This is a genomic window from Ruminococcus sp. zg-924, from assembly GCF_024433635.1.
Lineage (GTDB): Bacteria > Bacillota > Clostridia > Oscillospirales > Acutalibacteraceae > UBA7067.
Genome location: NZ_WNJZ01000020.1, coordinates 1 through 17496, shown reverse-complemented (window position 1 = coordinate 17496; position 17496 = coordinate 1). Strand labels below are relative to the sequence as shown.

Genomic DNA, 17496 nt, shown 5'->3' with positions numbered 1-17496 from the left:
CATGAAATTTATTAGATATTTCTGTTTGTTTTTGATATTTCCAATTTGTCTATTATTTACTTCTTGTCGTTTGTTTAATAACAATGAACATGTTAATACTGCTGATGATTCTGAGAAATATGGAAAGAATGTTTTAAATCAAATTTTAAATGCTTTAGAAAATAATGATAGAGATAAATTGATTGATTTGTTTTCTGATAAAGCCAAAACTACTGTAACTGAAGATTCAATTGATGCTCTCTTTAATTTTTACAAAGGCACACAATATAGCGTAGATTATAATTATTCAGTAGAGGTCGATATATTTGAGGCTTCGGAACAGTATATATTTGATGAGTGTTTAGCTTATGTAAAAACAAATGAGGCTGCTTACTGGTTTGAGTTTTTATTGTGTAAAAACAATAATTCAGAAGGAATAGTATCATTAGTAGTATCAACCGAAAAATCTAGAGAATCTTCCGAGTATTCCGATTATATAATTAGGGTGTTTGATGAAGCGGAATATTTAAATAAAGATTATTTTGGAGTTTTTATATTTTGTAAAGAATGAAACAATTACAACTATAGGTAACCCGATAGATTACCGTGACGGAATGAAGTTTACATGGAAAAACGGCAGACAGCTTGCGACGTTAACAAAGAATGACAAAACAACAAGCTATTCATATGATATTTCCGGCATTAGAACACAAAAAATATTGACGGATTGGCAACAAAGTATTATTATGATGATAGTAATAACCTTGTTTCAATGACAGTCGGCGATAAAACCCTGATGTTCTATTATGACCAAAACGGCAGTGTAAGCTCAGTCCTCTACAATGGCGTGATGTATTATTACATCAAGAATTTGCAGGGCGACATAATGCGAATTGTTGACGAAAACGGCAACAGCATTGCAATTTACACCTACGACCAATGGGGCAAGCCGACTCAGATGCGTAAGCCGACAACCACAACTGTTGACCTTGTAAATTACAATCCGTTCCTTTACCGTGGGTATGTTTATGATGCCGATTCGGGACTTTACTATCTCCAAAGCCGATATTATGACCCTGTAACAGGTAGGTTTTTGAATGCGGATAAATATTGTGATATGGGAGCAAGCGTGCTCGGAACGAATATGTTTGCGTATTGTGAAAATAACTATTTGAATTATGTTGATAATGACGGATGTGGTAAATATTATTATGTACCGATTCCAGATAATGATACATACGACCAGTCTATAATCAATTCTAATCTCCATACAAAATGGGGTTCTATTTTTAACTCGAAAAAGAAATGCCAAAATAATGATCCCAAAGCTCGTTATACTGGAAAAATGATAAAGGATGGCTATGAAATATATACCTATACTAAAATGTGTGGATTAAGATATTTTAAGCAGTCATATTATTACGCTATGAGAAAGACATCTAATGAATGGTTGAAATATTTAGATGACAATTGGGGATTTATTGATTATGCATGGAAAGCGTTATCAACATTTTCGGATATGCTCACTTATTGTCCTGATAATCGTGTGGCAGCTTCTGCAACTCTTATTAATTTTGTGTTGACTGTTTTTTCTCCACCGTCACAAAGTTATTTTATGAAACAGATGACTATGTATGGCAACCAATGTGATGATAAAATTCTTATTTTTATCAAAGTTGAAAATAAAGAATATAGTGTTTATTATGATAAAAATTCCAATAAGAGTATGTCTCGTTGCGTGTCAAACAAAACACACTATGCTTATTGGTAATTAGGAGGATCGTATGAAAAGAGCAAGGAATATGCTGATGTTTATTTTAATAATTTACTGTTCTTTTTGTCTAAATTCTTGTAATTTTTATAATTATCCAATCGCTAGTAAGTTTGAGTATCATCAGTTGGAAAACTCCTTTAACAATAATAATGCCGGGGCGAGAATGACATATGCGAACGATACACTTTATTGCAGTTATTACACAAACGAAGTGTGGTTCAGGGGAGTTTATGCATTAAATAACAACGGATGCAATGTGTTGATTCAGGGTTCTAAAACCATATCTGCATCTGATATGTTCTGCAATCCGTTAATGTTTCAGTATAAAAATGACTTGCTTTTATTAGACGGTTTTACAAATGAGTATTCAGTACTTGATGATAAAAAAGAAAAGCTTGTTACGAGCGATTTTGATCTAATTTTCTGGTCAACAAGCGTTTATTTATCTGATGATTTAATAATTCGTTTTCCGGGGAACAGCAGTAGGCTTAGCGTAAAGAAAAACGGTGAGGATGAGTTTAACTTGTACGGTATTACGGGACATCCTGTTGCTTTTTATCCACACGATAACACAGTTTATGTTATGAACGATAGCGGATGGCTTTATCGAACTGATATAAATAAGGGTAACGGAAAGTGCGAATATATCAGCGAGCTTGAAGCAATTAGATGTAAATATTTTCTTGAGTGCGGCGGCTATCTTTATATTGATTGCTATGAAAACGGTATGTATAGATATTCAATAGAAAACGGAACAACAGAATTTATTTACCAAGAAAAAATCGACAGTATGAATTCCTGCGAGGATATGGTTTATTATTCTACAAAGGGTGGTGTGTTCTCGTGTGACACAAGTGGTGAAATCAATAAGCTATGCGATTTAAGGGCAGAGGAAATCTATATTTTCGATACGGAATGGATTTACCTTTATAATATGTGCGGAGAGATTTACAGAGTGTCGCAAAACGGCAATACGATTGAACGGATTGTGCTCAATGAAAAATAACATCAAATTAAGTGTTACAACAAAATCTATGCATTACAGCCCCACTTTGTGGGGCTGTAATGCTGTATAAACAGAATATACAATAGTGAATAAAAATCACGAGCGATAACCTATGACTAAATCGGTAATCCGATTTCCTACCGCAACGGAATGACCTTCTCGTGGAAAAACGGCAGACAGCTTGCTACGCTGACAAAGGACAACAAGACGACAAGCTATACATATGATATTTCCGGTATAAGAACACAAAAAAGTATTGACGGAACAGTAACAAAGTATTATTATAATGATAGTAATAACCTTGTTTCAATGACTGTCGGCGATAAAACCCTTATGCTTTACCCGTAACTATACTACAAGCATTAATCCCACTGCGTTATAAACGAGAGCAAAAAAGCCAACAAAAAGCCAACAAGTTGGCTTGAAATTACCGAAAGTTACTTTAAATTACACAAGGGCAAAAGAGGAAAAATCCCATAGCAATGGGTTTTATTCAAAATTGCCACTAAATGCAAAAGTTGGATGATAAAACTCATAACCCGAAGGTCGTAGGTTCAAATCCTGCCTCCGCAACCATATCAAGTGGATGTAACGGATTTCAGTTACATCCACTTTTGTTTAATCGAGGTTAAAGATGGTAAAATTTAAGCTTATTTTCGAAAATGAAGAAACCATCATCTATTATTACTATCCCGAAGGTTCGGAGGAAAATGGGATAATTACGGTTGATAAAATAAACAATACGATAGGTATTACAAAGCTTGCACCAACGGATTTTTCGCATGAAGTATCTGTTGAAGAATTGAATTCTTTAAGAAATAGTGTTAATGCTACGCGTATTGCTGAAGGACAACCAGAACTAACAGAGGACGAATGGCCTTCTTCAACTCAACCTGAGGTTTCTACTTTCTACGCAGATCATGTTATAGCCAGAATATCTGATGCTATTAACAAGGGCAAAAAGTTGGAGCGTGGGACAGTTACTTGGTATTAACCCATTTTTAATATAAACTATTTATGTACGGAGTAGGTACTATGCCTGCTCCGTTTCCTCATCTTCGCCGGAAAGCTTACCCGTGAGGAAGTCCTCGCTTTCGTTGAGAGTCTGCATATCGCGCTGCACCTTTTTGTTCTGCTCAAAGCTACGCGCCTGCGGGTCGATGTTACCGTAGTAGAATTCTTCTATGAAGTTTTTCATGGCAGTTTCTCCTTAATTTATTGAGAAACTCGTGCGTCCATGCCGTATAAATATAGTGTTTTCAATGTGTTTCGGGCGTTGCTCTCACTTCCGTCACGCCCACTATGACCATAGCGCGACTGGCGGCGACTTATGGAGCAATAAGGCGAGCTATGGAGATTTATGGGAAATCCATCCCCCACATAGTTGCCCTTACTCTCACTTCCGTTACGCGTACGATGACCATAGCACGACTGGCGGTGACTTATGGAGCAAAAAGACAAGTTATGGAGACTTACTACAATAATCGAAAGAAATATTACTAATATAAAAATTTTAGTCATAGTATATTTATATTAATTGTTGACAATAATTGATTTATAGGCTATACTCTATAAAAAGGAGTGAGTGCAATGGCAATTACAACAAAAGAGGGCATCCTCAAAGTTCTGACAGCATATAACCCATGGTGGAAGACCGGTGCTGTTAGCCCGAAAATGGCAAAAACGTACAAAAGGTTTGCGTTTTATGAAGCGATGAAACGACTAAGCGAAAAAGATATTCGTCGATCTGTTGTGCTGACTGGAACTCGCCGTGTAGGAAAGACCACAATTCAATATCAAATGATTGATGCTTTGCTAAAGTCTGGTGTGTCGCCTCAAAAAATAGTATTTATTTCCATGGATCATCCCATGCTAAAGCTTAGCCAGTTTCAAGAAGTGTTAGAATGCTATCATGAAAATATATACGCAGAACAGGATGTATACTATTTTTTTGATGAAGTTCAGTATGCACAAGATTGGGATCGCTGGCTGAAAACGATTTACGACATGCAACCGGATACCCGTGTTATAGCAACTGGATCTGCCAGCCCTGCTTTGATGAAAGGCACAAGAGAAAGCGGTGCAGGGCGATGGACTGTTATCCAAGTGCCGACGCTGTCCTTCTACGAATACTGCGAGCTACTGGAACTGGACCGCCCGAATGTTCCTGAAAATCTGAAGATCACATCACTTCTCCGCAAAACACAAATTGAGCGAACGCAAATCATGATGCAGCTTTCCAAAGTGCAAAATCACTTTATGCGTTATTTGCAGGTGGGTGGATTCCCTGAATTAGCGTTGGCAGACAATGATTTGATGGCACAGCAGATTATGCGTGAGGATGTTGTAGATAAGGTGCTTAAGCGAGATTTACCTTCTCTTTACAACATTCGCAACGCAACAGAACTTGAAAGAATTTTCCTGTATTTATGCAATGTCTCTTCGGAAATCGTATCAATCGATGCCATCGCAAAAGAATTAAACGGTGTTTCCAGAACAACTGTCGAAAGCTATATCCAATATCTTGAAAGTGCCAATTTGATATATCAAAGTTGGCCGGTAGATATGGCAGGCAAAAAAGTCTTGAGAGCTCGCCCTAAAATTTATATTGCTGACGCAGCTATTAGGAATGCCGTGCTGATGGACGATGCTGTATTGTCAGATCCCACCGAGATGGGAAAAATCGTTGAAACAGCAGTATATAAGCATATTGCAGCTTTCTACTATCAGATTGCAACATCTGTTGGATATTTTCGTGGTGGAAAAAAGAATAAGGAAATAGATGTTGTGGTTGATTACCCCAATGTCAAAAATATCCTTATCGAAGTTAAGTACAGAGAGGGCGCACCGATTGCCGATGACGATGCAATTATTGAATTATGCGAGGAGTCCTCGGCTGCCATTATTGTGACTAAGAATGCAAACGACTTCGGTGTTCACAACACAAAATGCGGTAATGAGCTACTGCGTATACCAGCGTTTGCATTTTTGTACTTGCTTGGGAACGCTGAAAAGCATGGCTATCGCGGTACGGAGCAATAAATAGATTATTGATTATGTAATTTCTGAAAATAATCTCGCAATATAAAGAGAGGGAGCAACATGAAGGATGACTTGAACTATGGGCCGATATTGATTACAAAAGGCCCGTATAAAGGGAAGATAGGATATTTTGACGATGCCGATCTAGATGGCAAACTGATTGTCTATCCCAATATATCAATTCATTGCACCGCCTATTATAAAGTCAGCAAATCAGATGCAACATCTGTTATACCAACAAAATGTCTTGCAGATCGCTGGGCTGAAATTGATCAGAAATTATACGAAAACTGTGCAACGGAGAATCTGCAGCCCGAAGAAGAAATCGCTCTATTACATGAAAGAATCCTTTGTTCCGACATGCTGACAGAGAGACATCTTCACTCAATGCAAAAATTCCAGGATTAGGATAAAACCGAGGTTTTTATATCCCATTCTACTAGTGATTTGGCATTTTCCAGAGCACTCACTACTGATTTAATGGATGCTGGATTTTCTGTATTTTTAGATGATTGGTCAATAGAAATCGGTGAGAGAATTTTTGAAAAAATCAGTGCAGGGCTACATGAAAGCAAGGCCCTTATAATGATTATTTCAAAAGATTATCTAGAGTCGGTATGCTGTAAGGATGAATGGGGTGCTTTTTATGGGAAAGCACTTTATGATAAATCCTGTATAATATACCCAATAATCATCGATGATTCAGCTCCGCCAACATTGATTTCTCAAATAAAGTACCTTAGATTCAATGGGGACGAGTATTCATCGGGCCTATCAACATTATTGAAATCTTTGGAAAGACAGTTCAACAAATAATAAAATTATGCCAACACTCATCTTTTCATGGCCGGATTATGCTTTATATCTCATCTTTTAAGTAGTCCGTGTAGGGTGTTTTCAAAGTGGCGAAGGTATCGAATGTGAATTGTGCGCCGAGGCGGAAGCCGGTGATGAAGCTGTCGAGGGTGGACTCACCATTGACGGATGCCCAGGCATCGACGTATTGGATAAACCGTTTCTTTTCCTCACCAGATAGCTTGTCCGTGAGGAAGTCCTCGCTTTCGGTGAGTGTCTGCATATCGCGTTGCACCTTTTGGTTTTGCTCAAAGCTTCGCGCCTGTGGATCAATATTGCCGTAGTAGAACTCTTCAATAAAATTTGTCATGGCAGTTTCTCCTTAATTTATTGAAAAACCCGTGCATCCATGCCGTAAAAATGTAGCGTTTCCACCGTGCTGTTTGTGACAATGTCAGCGTGGTGCTGCACGACCGTGTGCGGCTTGCGGATGTCCCGAAGATGACTGAGGCCGATTACACTGTCCGAGGCTGCACAGCACTCATCGACGCCATTGGCGGAGCGATTCACCATATCGGGAACATCCACAAATACGCCCGCCCAGAGGATGTGCCGGCGCACACGATGTTCGTCATTACCACCGATGGTATGGAAAACGCTAGCCATCGGTATTCCAGCGATGAGGTCAAGAAGATGGTCGAGCGCCAGAAGGAAAAGTACGGCTGGGAGTTTCTGTTCATTGGCGCAAATATCGACGCCGTCCAGACAGCAGCGCATTTCGGCATCGACCGCGACCGGGCGGTCAATTACCGTGCCGATTCACAGGGCACGCAGGTGCTGTATAACACGGTATCAGAAACTGTTTGCGCCATGCGCTGCAATCAGCCACTCGCGGCCGATTGGGGCGAAAGAATCGAGGAAGATAACAAAAACAGAAAGTGAGGTACCATAATGAGTAGGGATGATTTAATAGCTTCTTTTAGAGATACTGTTGCTTTTTCCGAATCGCCGGCATTGAAAGCTGAAACAGATCGGGCTAAAGCCTCTTCAAAGGTGTATTTGGAGCAATTTGTTTCACAAAGGCACATTGGCGGACATTCAGCGGATATTACAGTTGAAGAGGATACGACCTATTCTGCGGCGAAAAAACATCTGCGCGCAGGAAAGACAGCTGTTCTGAACTTTGCCAACCCGGTGACGCCGGGTGGTGGCGCACAAAACGGCGCAATGGCTCAGGAGGAGTGTTTATGCCGCAGCAGTAATCTCTATGTTTGCCTGACCTCATCGCCGTTTTTGGATTATTATGGATATAACAGGTCATTACATAATCATTTCTACTCAGACCGCTTGATTTACACCCAAGGGGTGACTGTATTCAAAAATGATGAGGATATTCCTCAACTGATGCCGGAACAGGAATGGTTTCAGGTGGATGTGATTACCTGTGCCGCCCCTTATCTTGCGAAGAGAAAATATACCAACAAAACAGCGTTAAAAACACTGTTTAAGGGACGAATCAGAAATATTTTCGAAGTTGCCATCGAAAACGGTGTTACAGTATTGATCCTTGGTGCGTTTGGCTGTGGGACATTCAAAAATCCTCCGGATATCGTTGCTGAGGCATTTCATGAGGTAATCGAGGAAAACCGGTATGCAGAGCAGTTTGAAAAGATTGTTTTTGCAATCAAAAGTACGGTAAACGGCGATCCTTTTGAGCCGTGCCCGAATATTATGGCGTTCGAGAGAGAATTCTTCGTCATATCTGCAGAGGCAAATAAGCTTCGTTTTTCTGATAGTTGGGCGCTTTCACAAGCCATTGGATCTGTAACTCTGCCTTCCGGTCGGGTGCTGAAGGGCGGCGAACAATTTAACCCCTATCGGGAATGGCAGGAAAAAAATAAATATTTTGGAAAGCAGTTTTCCATATTGGGTGATTCTATCAGCACGCTTGAAGGATACAATCCCGGCGGGTATAACCTTTTCTATACCGGAGAAGCCTGCGATAAAACAGGCGTCCATGAGATGAAGGACACCTGGTGGGGCAAGGTCATTGACTATTTCGGCGGCGAACTCCTTGTGAACAATTCCTGGTCCGGCAGCCGTGTGACAAAACTTCCGAACCGTGATACGCTTTTTCCGTCTGGGTGCAGTGACGAGCGAACCGGAGCGTTGCATATTGGAGAAATCAAGCCGGATGCCATTATTGTTTATCTCGGAACGAATGACTGGGCATATGGCTCACAGGTCGAAGAAGAACGCAAAGGGTTCTATGACGAAAAAAACAGAATGATTGTGGATGGGTATATTCAAGGGGACGAGACCGTATTCTCGGTTGCATATGCGAAAATGCTTGCTAACCTCAAAAGAAACTATCCGGCTGCAGATATCTTCTGCTGTACCTTGAACGAAACCTACATGGCTTCCAAACCTGCCTTTGAATTCCCCCATTCTCATGGTGGAATCCATATTGATCAGTATAACAATATAATCCGGCAAACCGCCAAAAAGTATGGCTGCGCTGTTGTTGACCTCTATGATTCTCATTTGCCTTATGACGCAGTTGATGGCTCACACCCAACTGGAGCTGGAATGAACACTTTGGCAACACTCATGCTGCGAAGTATGTGCGACAGCGGAGGAACGGCATTTCTGAACTGCGACGGCACACATGATTTTATTACAGCCGAGGAATATACCGGCGGATCGAGGCAAGTCTGCCGCAGATGCGGTTTTAAAAAGCAAAACAGTACACTGTTCCCGCCGAATGATAAACCGTCAAAGGGACTACAAATAGTAAAGTGTGAGAACGGCCATTTTTATGATGGAAATAAATATACCTGTTGCCCTCACTGCGGCGTTGAAGTTGTCAATAAGGGAGTGCGCAAAGGTATTGTTTTTACTCAGAATCATGATTGTCGTTCAACTTTTGAAAAATTCTGGGATATCTTCGGTGGTATCTTGATGACCTCCTCCACGCAGGGATGTTTCGGATATCCGGGACAGTATCATTCTAAAAATTATAAATATAAATTCTTTCCCTTGGAAACCGCCACGACCCACAAATTGGAATATGGCACTGAAATTCGCATTGATGAGATATCGGAAGATGGGTGTGCCCTAACGATTTGTCCTGACGGTGTTCCGGCTCCACATAATTGTGCTCAGGAGGAGTATCCTAAGAGCATCCATGTCAAGTGGGAGAAAGAAATCAACCTTCCCATTATGCAAATGCCAACTGACGTAATTTGTACTTTGTCAATTTGCTTGAAAAAGATGACGGATTTCTCCGTCAAGAAGCAGATAAAAGAATTTTCAATCAGAGACGGCAATTTCCCTATTGCCAATTATGTCTATCGGGCAGGGACACTGAAAGGATACAACAGGATCAACGGTAGCAGAGACGGCGGGCTGCGTTTTCCTAACGGCTTTTTTGATGATATAATTGTCAAATTAAGTAAGGAGCAGGAGGAGGCAATTCAAACTCTTCTGCAATCCGTTTCCTTTGGCGAATGGAAAACGGATTATGGAATTGCAGAGAAATTCGGATGCCCCGGATTCTGTATCACATCGTCTTTTTTCTGCAAGTTTGATGACGAAAGTGAGTTTGTTTACTATCCGTCCGGCGAAAATCCGGGTGAATTTAATAAGCTAATTCAATTCCTTAAATCCATTTGCCCTTTACCTGCATATACCTCTTTTGTCGAACCAAAACCAATAAAGAAAGCCGATCCGGACATTATCGACCTCAATCCAAACTGTACGACGCTGTTGTACTCTGTAGAAATGGGTATCAGCCTTTACAGCGAAAGCAAGAAAGAGAACATTACAATTCATAAATCCGAGTTCAACATAGGAAGGCATCAGGAATGCGCCATATGGCTAATGGATTCCTTTGTCGCTCGTTTGCAGGCTACTATTCTTTTCGAAAATTCAACTTGGCTGCTGCGCGATAATCATTCAACGAACGGCACATGGCTGAATAATATAAAGCTGATTCCGTGGAAGAAGTATGTTCTTCATCCCGATGATGTGATTGACTTCGCTCACCGTGAGAAATTCGTCGCCTTTATATCCCGGCCTGCGCTGGGAGAGTTTGAGAAGGATTCACAAAATGCTGTTTCCATTTTGGAGTCAGCAATAGGGACATTTCATGATTCTGATCATAAAGACGAACTGTCTTTTAAAGTGGTCATTTTCAGCCTCGTCCATGCACCTTTATATGTTCCTGTTACCATAGATATGTCTGCAATGTTCGGAGACATTGATCCTGCTAAGTTAAAAGTTGGAGAGGTGATTCATCCGCAAAAGGATGTGCGGACTAAGATTCAAACCATCACTGTGAACGGCAATGAGTTTTTTCCGATGTTCACTTCTACTGAAGAGCTGAACAAAGGGCCTACAACCTCAACAATCCGATTCTATCCTCAAGATTATCTTACGAGAATCATGCCTACGGGAAAGGACATAGTGATCAATCCCTTTTCGGGAAAGTCCTTTATTGTGAACCAAAAGATGATGCAGGAATTGATTTATCCGATAGTGAAGCAGGAAGCCGCAAAGGTGAATAGAGTTATTGTGGCAAACACAGAAACAGACTGGATAGGAAAACAAATTGGCGGAAAGTATGAAGTGACGCGTCTACTTGGTCGCGGTGGTATGTCAGTTGTCTATTTGGCAAAAGACCTGAACCATAAAGACAAGCAGTGGGCTGTGAAAATTCATACAAAGACAAGTTCGGGATTCAATCATCTGCATGCCGCCATCTTGCAGGAAGCGCACATGATGATGCAGTTCAATCATGCGGCGATCCCGAAAATTGTTGACCTTATCGAGGACGATGAAAATTTGATAGTTGTGAGGGAATACATTGAAGGGGAAACGCTTTCAGAACTTGTTAAGAGAAAAGGAATCTTCAAGGATTGCGATGTAATAAGCGTTGGACTTCATTTGGCCGCAGCGCTTAACTATCTCCACACCTTCAAACCGCCATACATATACGGCGATATGAAACCCGGAAATGTCATGATAACGGGTGCTGGGGAAATCAAACTGATCGATTTCGGAATCGCAATACCATTTACTAATGGGAATTCAAATGATAGTATTCATCATATTATCGGAACCAAAGGTTTTGCGCCACCTGAACAGTTTACAGGAAAGGTTGATCAGAGAAGCGATATTTTTTCGTTGGGTATGACGCTGTACAATCTGCTAACCGGCATATCTCCAAATGAACCGCCCTTTGAAACACCGCCCGTCCGTCAGATGAATCCTGCAATATCGGCCGGGTTGGAGTATATCATACAAAGGTGTACAAAGCTTAATCCGGACGAACGGTATGCGTCTTGCGTGGAGGTCATGACAGATTTAAACAATGTTCAGAACCTCCCACCGAAAAAGGGCTTTTTTGCAAACATTTTTGGAAAGAAATAAAATAAGCGAGTGAATCGGAGCAATCCAGTTCACTCGCATTTTTTGCTCTCAAACGTCAACCATTTAGCCTCAACCCCTCATCAACACTCTTTTCAATAATTATTTTTCCATTCTTTAACTTTATTGACAGCTCCTCACCGTCCGCAAGGGAAAGCATATCTCTCATCCACTTGGGAATATGAACCTGGCCGTTATTATACATCCTTGTTTGATTTCGATGCAGCGTCTCTCTGGACACCCCGGGAATCAAACCTTTATCTATAGACGAATATAATGTGTTTTTTGACGGAACATTTGAATGGCCACGATTGCGCATGACTGTAATGGCGTCATTGACTGAACCCTCGCCAGCAATTAGAAAATCGGCTATCTCTTGGGCAAGGTCCTTCTCTGTTAACATTAAAGGTGTAGGTTTGCCGATCAATTTATTCTCTTTCCTTACCTTCTCCGCATAGTAAGGATCGTAGACTCCATTCTCATTTTTCCCGCGTTCAATTTCACGGTAGACAGATGCAATATGGCAGACGATTTGCTCAGATATCATCCTTGCGGAAGCACCCTCGCAAAGCATATTTGCAATAATTTTTCTCTGTTCTATTGTCAAACACTGATATGTTCGTCCCATAGTAATTCCCTTTAATCGTATATTCTCAAATTCCGGATAACTCACTTTATATTTTTAATTTCATTTCCAGATATCGTCCTCGTCGAGCTTGTCCCAGTCTGCCATCAAAACCTTGATTGTCCTGCCGGAGTCCATTGTACACTCACGTTGGTACAGGTAGCCCTTCTCAAGCATTTCACCGAGAGCGGATCTCACATCATTACGATCCACATGGTTCCTGTTCGCAACAGCATCCGCTGTTCCATTGAAGGACGGAATGATCGAAGGGGTATTCTCGACATAGGCCATATTGGATGCGATGAGACGATAAAGTTGACGTCGGATATCCTCAGCGGTAGGAAGCAGACGGACCTCGCTGGTCACTGCCTGCAGCTGCTTGCTGACTGTTTCTTTTATGCCGTACACAATGACCTTCTTTTTCTTTTGCTGCACCAAATGCTTTACGACAGACTGGAAGTGACCTTCCCGGAGAATATGATATATGTGCCGATATTCTTATTATCGTCCACACAGCGGTATATGTAATCGAGCATGACGAAATCCGTCATGTCCTTTTTATGCCGCGGGAATCTGTTGCCGGTTTCAATGATGGTATTTGTAATATTGCGCAGTTTCCCAAGCTCGGCGCTGATGGGCAGATCCGAGAAATCTCCGAATATCATAATATCCGCAATATCAAATTCCTTTATTAATGCTTCATGAAAGCGTTTGGGATCCGGCTTGATCTGAAATAGGTTCCGGTATGAGTAAAACCAATATTCATAATCTACGAAAACCATCGCTTTTGAATTCTTCTTGAAAAGTTGAAACACTTTATCCGCTCCTATGGTTAAGGTATTCTCGTATGACGGCCTTATCGAGAAGATTGACTTCATCTCGTGCACCGTCTCTGTAGGAGATATATCTGTCATTGCCTGCCAGCACATACCCGGCAAGCTGTTCTGTTGGATTATAGCCGCCGGTTTCCAGTACCTTAATAAATCTGTCGAGGATTTATTGTGATTTGCTATCCACCGAACCGTCCTCCGTCATTCCAGTTGTCCGATTCCAAAAGGCGCTTTTTATATTCTGATACTTCGTCCTCCGTTGCTGGTCTATCTTCGTATTTGCCGCAATCCGGACATTGGGTTATTTGTTCATCCGCCTCAAATACATATCTGCAGGCGTCACACGCATATATCATTCGTCCTCGTCCTCCAGTTCATTCACATCTATTTCTAACAGATCCTCTATTCTGCATCCGAGGGTTTGAGCAAGGACAGACAGTGTTGTGCCGGAGGCTCTGTTTAGATCCTTCGAGCGTTGCTCATAATGCTGAATGGTTCTCAAACTGATTCCGGTCCGGTCCGCCAGTTCTTTTTGGGTATAATTGCGAACAACACGCTGCACTTTGAGTTTGCTATCGCCCTGGTCGCGTAAGATCATTCGATTCAAGGTATCTACGCATTTTTCTTCCGACGCCTCATGCAGCGTTGGGTACAGATGTTCCAGCTCCTCAGCGGATATACTCTGAAAAATGTCTCTGAATGGGATTCCCGAATACCATTGATAATAAGCAATGATCCACCCACACCAATATGCGCATGAATAATCATAGTCCTCCTGCGGTTCCGGAAAGGGTCTTTGCACACCGGATTGCCGGAACACTTCCAAAACCAGTTCTGTTCCGGACAAACCAGAGATTATTTTCGGCACACCACGACCGAACTGATCGGCCAAGCCGCTTGCGATAAAAAGATCAAAGAAGTCATTCGTTTCGATCTGGCAGTAGCTCACTGCATAATCGACTGCCTCGCCAAGATTTTTGATGGCGTCGGGCAAATATTCCTCATCGTATGCGTGGATCATCCGGATCGACCTCCCCTTGAATCAGATTTAACATATAAATGCCCCTCAACCCAGTGAGTTCCAGTTCGCGCCTATATGCGGCTCTGGCTTCTTCATCACGGGTTTTTCTCTTAGGATAGTATTCTTTGTGGTTGACGGGAGCATAAGAGATAAACTTGATTTCGTCAAAAGCCTTTTGACTCTTTATCACAAACTGTTCTCCCAGGTATCCGAGCCGCATAGCATAAGAAAGCTGTTCCAAAGTAATTGTATTTTCCAAAAACGAGCGAGCAAATGAAAAATACGAATCGTCTGCCCGATAACCAACAATAGCATCATAGGGAGAAATATCAATGAGATAATGTTCCTTCAACCACGCCGTGCCTTCTTTTACAACCGGCGCCGTTGTGCGGACTTTTCGGTTGTTCATCAGGAGAGCAAGCCAGTGAAGAACGGTATATTCCGGGGAAGAGAGATTCAGGATATTTAGATTGTCAGTTTCAATCTCATACTGATTTGTATACCCATCAACACCTTCGTTGCAGCCCCATTCGCGGGCAAGCTCCAAATGCTCCGTACAATAAAATCCTCTGCCGTAATCGTTGTATGTTTTACCTTTATCTATTTGCGGTTTCTGAACAACCTCAAGAGAACCATGATACAATATCAGTCTGCTCATAGTTAGCCTCCTACATAAATCATGCAACTTGCAAAACGCAATGTACCACCAAAGGGGTACTTTTTATTATACCCCTTTGGTGGTAGTTTGTCAATAGATATAGGAAAAATTCAAAATAAGAGTAAGGGGCTATCTGATTCAGCGCATAGCGAAGGCATCATAAAAACATTACCGGCATCTTGAAATGAAACTGTGCTGCAACTGCCAAGATCATCATCCTGCCTTCGGAATTGGCCAACATCCAGCCGAATTTTTCGCTCCAGACTGGCTTGCCGTTGAGAATGCTGAGTACCTTTTCCGAGATCGGGGAAAGGGACTCGGATTTAAAGTGGTCTGTTCGGCCGAGGAGAAAGGCAGTGGTGACGGAATATAAATCGTCCATCTTTTCCAAACTCTCAAGGTTAGGCGACTTTCGTCCCCCTTTCCCAGGCACTTAGATTGATACACATTATCATCTGCAACAGGTCCGATATGCATATCAGCGCCGTCATTGGCTGATTTGCCTCTTCGATTTGCGACCACAAAGGTCAGCCATTCCTTATCTGCACTCTCAAACCGTTTTATAATACAGTCATTTTCCGCCTCATCCAAGTCGAATGCATAAACCGAAACATATCCAACGCTTTTGTTCTCTCTGCGCATCTTTATTCTTGCCCAGCGCTCTGCCTGCTCATAGGATGTTGTAGTATAAAAGCCGACACCAAAAGTCAAGGAAACTATTTTTCTTTCTCCTGCGGATTTCAGGATGCCGGACAAGCTTTGTGCTACCGTGATAAAGTATCATGTTAAGAGTAGTCAATACCGAAGGCAAAGAGTTCAAATTTTCGTTCAAGGACAAAAAGGACTTTAAGATCATTTGGGACTATTTAGAAAAGCACAAAGCTTCCAAGTGAACAGATACTAACTATGAATTTGACCAAAGAACAAATTAGCTTATTGACTCCCTATATAAAAAACTTGGATGAACTACTGACCGGAGATGATGTTCAAGCGTTATTAGATGCAATAGACGATGTAATCGTAAATAGCATCCTTGGAAACAACGAAGAACCGGACGAAGAAGGAATTCTGCTTTAGCGCATCTACGATCAGATATACAACCAAAACTGATAAATAAATACATGCCTATTAAGAGTGCGCGAGAGATCAAGCTCGTTGATCGCACAGCGACCTGCCAAAAGGCAAGGTGCTAATGCTTGACCGATAGGTTATCTCACGAACCTGTCGGTAACGATGGGTTCGTTTTTTTGCGCTCTTTAGGAAATACATTCAAGGAGTAAACTACCATGAGGAAAATTAGAGATCTTATTAACAACGAAAAGAAGGTATATATCTACCTTCGTAACAGAGCCACCGAATATCGCTTTATGAGCGATGCGGAACGAGAAGGTATTACTTATGGTGATGGCGTGAAACCAACCGAAAGGCTGGTGGATGACATCATGGCACTTCACGATGACGGTACAATTTGTTTTCTTGGCTGGGCAGGTCGAATGGCATACCATTACAGCAAAGATACTGTCAAACGCATTGACTACGAAAAGTATATCAGCGGAGAAACAGGATATCTAATCTAATCGGTGAACCCACAGAACGCTCTGTGGGTTCATTTAATACGCAAGTTTTCCAATAATGATAATCAGCACAACGGCAACGACAATGGCTGTTAAACAACCGTATTTTCTGTCATGGATCAGTCCCATAATTCCGTAAGTAATAGCAAAGAAAATATCTTCAAACATCTCATTTCCTCCTTATGATTTCAGCAGCATTTAGTATTTTCATTTCAATAGATACCTTGCCGTCATTCAGGGCATCAATCACGAACAAATCCACCGTTTGAAAGACCTGTTTCAGATCGCAAACACAACTGTCAAAGACATAGTCCAAGACACATATTTCAATAGAATTTGTTACCATATCAAACGAAGTAGTATGCTCGGTTTCTCTAAGCAAACATTCGATGATCTTTGACCTCTTGATTATTTCCGGTCTTAATAAGAAGATGTTGTTTCTGCTCTCCTTTTCTGCTCTTTCAAAAGCTTTGCAAATTTCCTTTGCCAAATTAAAATCGTCCATAAATAATCTTCCTTTCAAATTTTGTTGCCTGTCTGATACGTTGTCTTTCCTCCTTCCATCTTCGCTCCCGACACATCGGGCAATGTGTCGGGATGTGTTAATGGGTTTACCCAGTTCAACGCCGTGCGTGGAACAAACAACCACCCGCTATGCGGGTGTGCATAAAAAGTTATACAAAAAAATCACCAATCGATATACAATAAGATTGTTCAAGTCTATTGTAAATAAAGAAAGGTGATTTTAATGGCTAATCAAAC

The 17496-nt window shown here is 41.3% G+C and carries 23 protein-coding genes, 1 pseudogene and 1 riboswitch; of the genes and pseudogenes, 12 read left to right on the top strand and 12 right to left on the bottom strand.

Going from position 1 to position 17496, the window contains the following annotated elements; all coding sequences use genetic code 11:
* The first annotated feature begins 1 nt into the window (after nt 1).
* From GMA13_RS09515 to GMA13_RS09490, 6 genes are all read left to right on the top strand, one after another.
* Nucleotides 2–550, top strand: coding sequence for a DUF5104 domain-containing protein (locus tag GMA13_RS09515; protein ID WP_255884305.1), 549 nt, complete (start codon nt 2–4; stop codon nt 548–550).
* On the top strand, nt 522–755 hold the full coding sequence (locus tag GMA13_RS09510; protein ID WP_255884303.1) for a hypothetical protein: 234 nt from the start codon (nt 522–524) through the stop codon (nt 753–755). The genes GMA13_RS09515 and GMA13_RS09510 overlap by 29 nt, the downstream gene beginning before the upstream one ends.
* A complete protein-coding gene (locus GMA13_RS09505; protein ID WP_255884301.1) occupies nt 707–1750 on the top strand; it encodes an RHS repeat domain-containing protein in 1044 nt (347 codons plus the stop codon). The genes GMA13_RS09510 and GMA13_RS09505 overlap by 49 nt, the downstream gene beginning before the upstream one ends.
* A gap of 166 nt (nt 1751–1916) precedes the next feature.
* Entirely contained in the window at nt 1917–2759 is an 843-nt protein-coding gene (locus GMA13_RS09500) for a DUF5050 domain-containing protein (protein WP_255884300.1), read from the top strand.
* 150 nt (nt 2760–2909) lie between these two features.
* A complete protein-coding gene (locus tag GMA13_RS09495; RefSeq protein ID WP_255884299.1) occupies nt 2910–3107 on the top strand; it encodes a hypothetical protein in 198 nt (65 codons plus the stop codon).
* Nucleotides 3108–3393: 286 nt separating this feature from the next.
* Complete coding sequence (locus GMA13_RS09490; RefSeq protein WP_255884297.1) at nt 3394–3753, top strand: hypothetical protein; 360 nt, start codon at nt 3394–3396, stop codon at nt 3751–3753.
* 39 nt (nt 3754–3792) lie between these two features.
* On the opposite strand, the gene GMA13_RS09485 is transcribed toward GMA13_RS09490, so the two are convergent.
* Entirely contained in the window at nt 3793–3957 is a 165-nt protein-coding gene (locus GMA13_RS09485; RefSeq protein ID WP_255884295.1) for a DUF6809 family protein, read from the bottom strand.
* 392 nt (nt 3958–4349) lie between these two features.
* Between GMA13_RS09485 and GMA13_RS09480 the strand changes: the two genes are divergently transcribed.
* Genes GMA13_RS09480 through GMA13_RS09470 form a run of 3 tightly spaced genes read left to right on the top strand, consistent with a single transcriptional unit; the run spans nt 4350 to nt 6617 of the window.
* Nucleotides 4350–5801 (top strand): ATP-binding protein, encoded by a 1452-nt coding sequence (locus tag GMA13_RS09480; protein WP_255884293.1) that lies wholly within the window; start codon nt 4350–4352, stop codon nt 5799–5801.
* 60 nt (nt 5802–5861) lie between these two features.
* On the top strand, nt 5862–6209 hold the full coding sequence (locus GMA13_RS09475; protein WP_255884291.1) for a hypothetical protein: 348 nt from the start codon (nt 5862–5864) through the stop codon (nt 6207–6209).
* Nucleotides 6210–6227: 18 nt separating this feature from the next.
* Nucleotides 6228–6617: a toll/interleukin-1 receptor domain-containing protein gene (locus GMA13_RS09470; RefSeq protein WP_255884328.1), complete on the top strand. Its 390-nt coding sequence runs from the start codon at nt 6228–6230 to the stop codon at nt 6615–6617.
* Nucleotides 6618–6660: 43 nt separating this feature from the next.
* Here the strand turns inward: GMA13_RS09470 and GMA13_RS09465 are convergent, their stop codons facing one another.
* Nucleotides 6661–6966 (bottom strand): DUF6809 family protein, encoded by a 306-nt coding sequence (locus tag GMA13_RS09465; protein ID WP_255884289.1) that lies wholly within the window; start codon nt 6964–6966, stop codon nt 6661–6663.
* 57 nt (nt 6967–7023) lie between these two features.
* Here GMA13_RS09465 and GMA13_RS09460 point away from each other — a divergent pair.
* A pseudogene (locus GMA13_RS09460) lies at nt 7024–7538 on the top strand (hypothetical protein); the annotation flags it as partial.
* Between the two features lie 9 nt (nt 7539–7547).
* Nucleotides 7548–12029, top strand: a complete 4482-nt coding sequence (locus GMA13_RS09455; protein ID WP_255884287.1) for a TIGR02452 family protein — start codon at nt 7548–7550, stop codon at nt 12027–12029.
* A 55-nt stretch (nt 12030–12084) separates the two neighbouring features.
* On the opposite strand, the gene GMA13_RS09450 is transcribed toward GMA13_RS09455, so the two are convergent.
* The 8 genes from GMA13_RS09450 to GMA13_RS09420 form a co-directional block, all read right to left on the bottom strand.
* Entirely contained in the window at nt 12085–12633 is a 549-nt protein-coding gene (locus GMA13_RS09450; protein WP_255884286.1) for an AbrB/MazE/SpoVT family DNA-binding domain-containing protein, read from the bottom strand.
* An 81-nt stretch (nt 12634–12714) separates the two neighbouring features.
* Entirely contained in the window at nt 12715–12864 is a 150-nt protein-coding gene (locus tag GMA13_RS09445; RefSeq protein WP_255884284.1) for a hypothetical protein, read from the bottom strand.
* 230 nt (nt 12865–13094) lie between these two features.
* Entirely contained in the window at nt 13095–13529 is a 435-nt protein-coding gene (locus tag GMA13_RS09440; RefSeq protein WP_255911131.1) for a hypothetical protein, read from the bottom strand.
* Nucleotides 13468–13623: an IreB family regulatory phosphoprotein gene (locus tag GMA13_RS10650; protein WP_370687081.1), complete on the bottom strand. Its 156-nt coding sequence runs from the start codon at nt 13621–13623 to the stop codon at nt 13468–13470. Before GMA13_RS10650 ends, GMA13_RS09440 begins: the two co-directional genes overlap by 62 nt.
* 37 nt (nt 13624–13660) lie before the next feature.
* Nucleotides 13661–13837, bottom strand: a complete 177-nt coding sequence (locus tag GMA13_RS09435) for a hypothetical protein (RefSeq protein ID WP_255884281.1) — start codon at nt 13835–13837, stop codon at nt 13661–13663.
* A complete protein-coding gene (locus GMA13_RS09430; RefSeq protein WP_255884279.1) occupies nt 13834–14502 on the bottom strand; it encodes a helix-turn-helix domain-containing protein in 669 nt (222 codons plus the stop codon). The genes GMA13_RS09435 and GMA13_RS09430 overlap by 4 nt, the downstream gene beginning before the upstream one ends.
* Entirely contained in the window at nt 14483–15160 is a 678-nt protein-coding gene (locus tag GMA13_RS09425) for a DUF3990 domain-containing protein (protein WP_255884278.1), read from the bottom strand. The genes GMA13_RS09430 and GMA13_RS09425 overlap by 20 nt, the downstream gene beginning before the upstream one ends.
* 213 nt (nt 15161–15373) lie before the next feature.
* On the bottom strand, nt 15374–15871 hold the full coding sequence (locus tag GMA13_RS09420; RefSeq protein ID WP_255884277.1) for a DUF3990 domain-containing protein: 498 nt from the start codon (nt 15869–15871) through the stop codon (nt 15374–15376).
* Between the two features lie 411 nt (nt 15872–16282).
* Nucleotides 16283–16400: riboswitch (SAM riboswitch) on the top strand.
* Nucleotides 16401–16446: 46 nt separating this feature from the next.
* Between GMA13_RS09420 and GMA13_RS09415 the strand changes: the two genes are divergently transcribed.
* The gene (locus GMA13_RS09415; protein ID WP_255884275.1) at nt 16447–16737 is read left to right on the top strand and encodes a hypothetical protein; all 291 of its coding nucleotides are present in this window, start codon (nt 16447–16449) and stop codon (nt 16735–16737) included.
* A 33-nt stretch (nt 16738–16770) separates the two neighbouring features.
* On the opposite strand, the gene GMA13_RS09410 is transcribed toward GMA13_RS09415, so the two are convergent.
* Nucleotides 16771–16902: a hypothetical protein gene (locus tag GMA13_RS09410; RefSeq protein WP_255884273.1), complete on the bottom strand. Its 132-nt coding sequence runs from the start codon at nt 16900–16902 to the stop codon at nt 16771–16773.
* 1 nt (nt 16903) lies between these two features.
* Nucleotides 16904–17239 (bottom strand): hypothetical protein, encoded by a 336-nt coding sequence (locus GMA13_RS09405; protein WP_255884271.1) that lies wholly within the window; start codon nt 17237–17239, stop codon nt 16904–16906.
* Nucleotides 17240–17496 lie beyond the last annotated feature (257 nt).

Excerpts from the sequence above, each read along its gene's own strand:
- GMA13_RS09515 (WP_255884305.1), top strand. The coding sequence starts at position 2 with ATGAAATTTATTAGATATTTCTGTTTGTTTTTGATATTTCCAATTTGT.
- GMA13_RS09500 (WP_255884300.1), top strand. The coding sequence starts at position 1,917 with ATGACATATGCGAACGATACACTTTATTGCAGTTATTACACAAACGAA.
- GMA13_RS09495 (WP_255884299.1), top strand. The coding sequence starts at position 2,910 with ATGACCTTCTCGTGGAAAAACGGCAGACAGCTTGCTACGCTGACAAAG.
- GMA13_RS09490 (WP_255884297.1), top strand. The coding sequence starts at position 3,394 with ATGGTAAAATTTAAGCTTATTTTCGAAAATGAAGAAACCATCATCTAT.
- GMA13_RS09485 (WP_255884295.1), bottom strand. The coding sequence starts at position 3,957 with ATGAAAAACTTCATAGAAGAATTCTACTACGGTAACATCGACCCGCAG.
- GMA13_RS09480 (WP_255884293.1), top strand. The coding sequence starts at position 4,350 with ATGGCAATTACAACAAAAGAGGGCATCCTCAAAGTTCTGACAGCATAT.
- GMA13_RS09475 (WP_255884291.1), top strand. The coding sequence starts at position 5,862 with ATGAAGGATGACTTGAACTATGGGCCGATATTGATTACAAAAGGCCCG.
- GMA13_RS09465 (WP_255884289.1), bottom strand. The coding sequence starts at position 6,966 with ATGACAAATTTTATTGAAGAGTTCTACTACGGCAATATTGATCCACAG.
- GMA13_RS09455 (WP_255884287.1), top strand. The coding sequence starts at position 7,548 with ATGAGTAGGGATGATTTAATAGCTTCTTTTAGAGATACTGTTGCTTTT.
- GMA13_RS09440 (WP_255911131.1), bottom strand. The coding sequence starts at position 13,529 with ATGAAGTCAATCTTCTCGATAAGGCCGTCATACGAGAATACCTTAACC.
- GMA13_RS09435 (WP_255884281.1), bottom strand. The coding sequence starts at position 13,837 with ATGATATATGCGTGTGACGCCTGCAGATATGTATTTGAGGCGGATGAA.
- GMA13_RS09430 (WP_255884279.1), bottom strand. The coding sequence starts at position 14,502 with ATGATCCACGCATACGATGAGGAATATTTGCCCGACGCCATCAAAAAT.
- GMA13_RS09425 (WP_255884278.1), bottom strand. The coding sequence starts at position 15,160 with ATGAGCAGACTGATATTGTATCATGGTTCTCTTGAGGTTGTTCAGAAA.
- GMA13_RS09415 (WP_255884275.1), top strand. The coding sequence starts at position 16,447 with ATGAGGAAAATTAGAGATCTTATTAACAACGAAAAGAAGGTATATATC.
- GMA13_RS09410 (WP_255884273.1), bottom strand. The coding sequence starts at position 16,902 with ATGTTTGAAGATATTTTCTTTGCTATTACTTACGGAATTATGGGACTG.
- GMA13_RS09405 (WP_255884271.1), bottom strand. The coding sequence starts at position 17,239 with ATGGACGATTTTAATTTGGCAAAGGAAATTTGCAAAGCTTTTGAAAGA.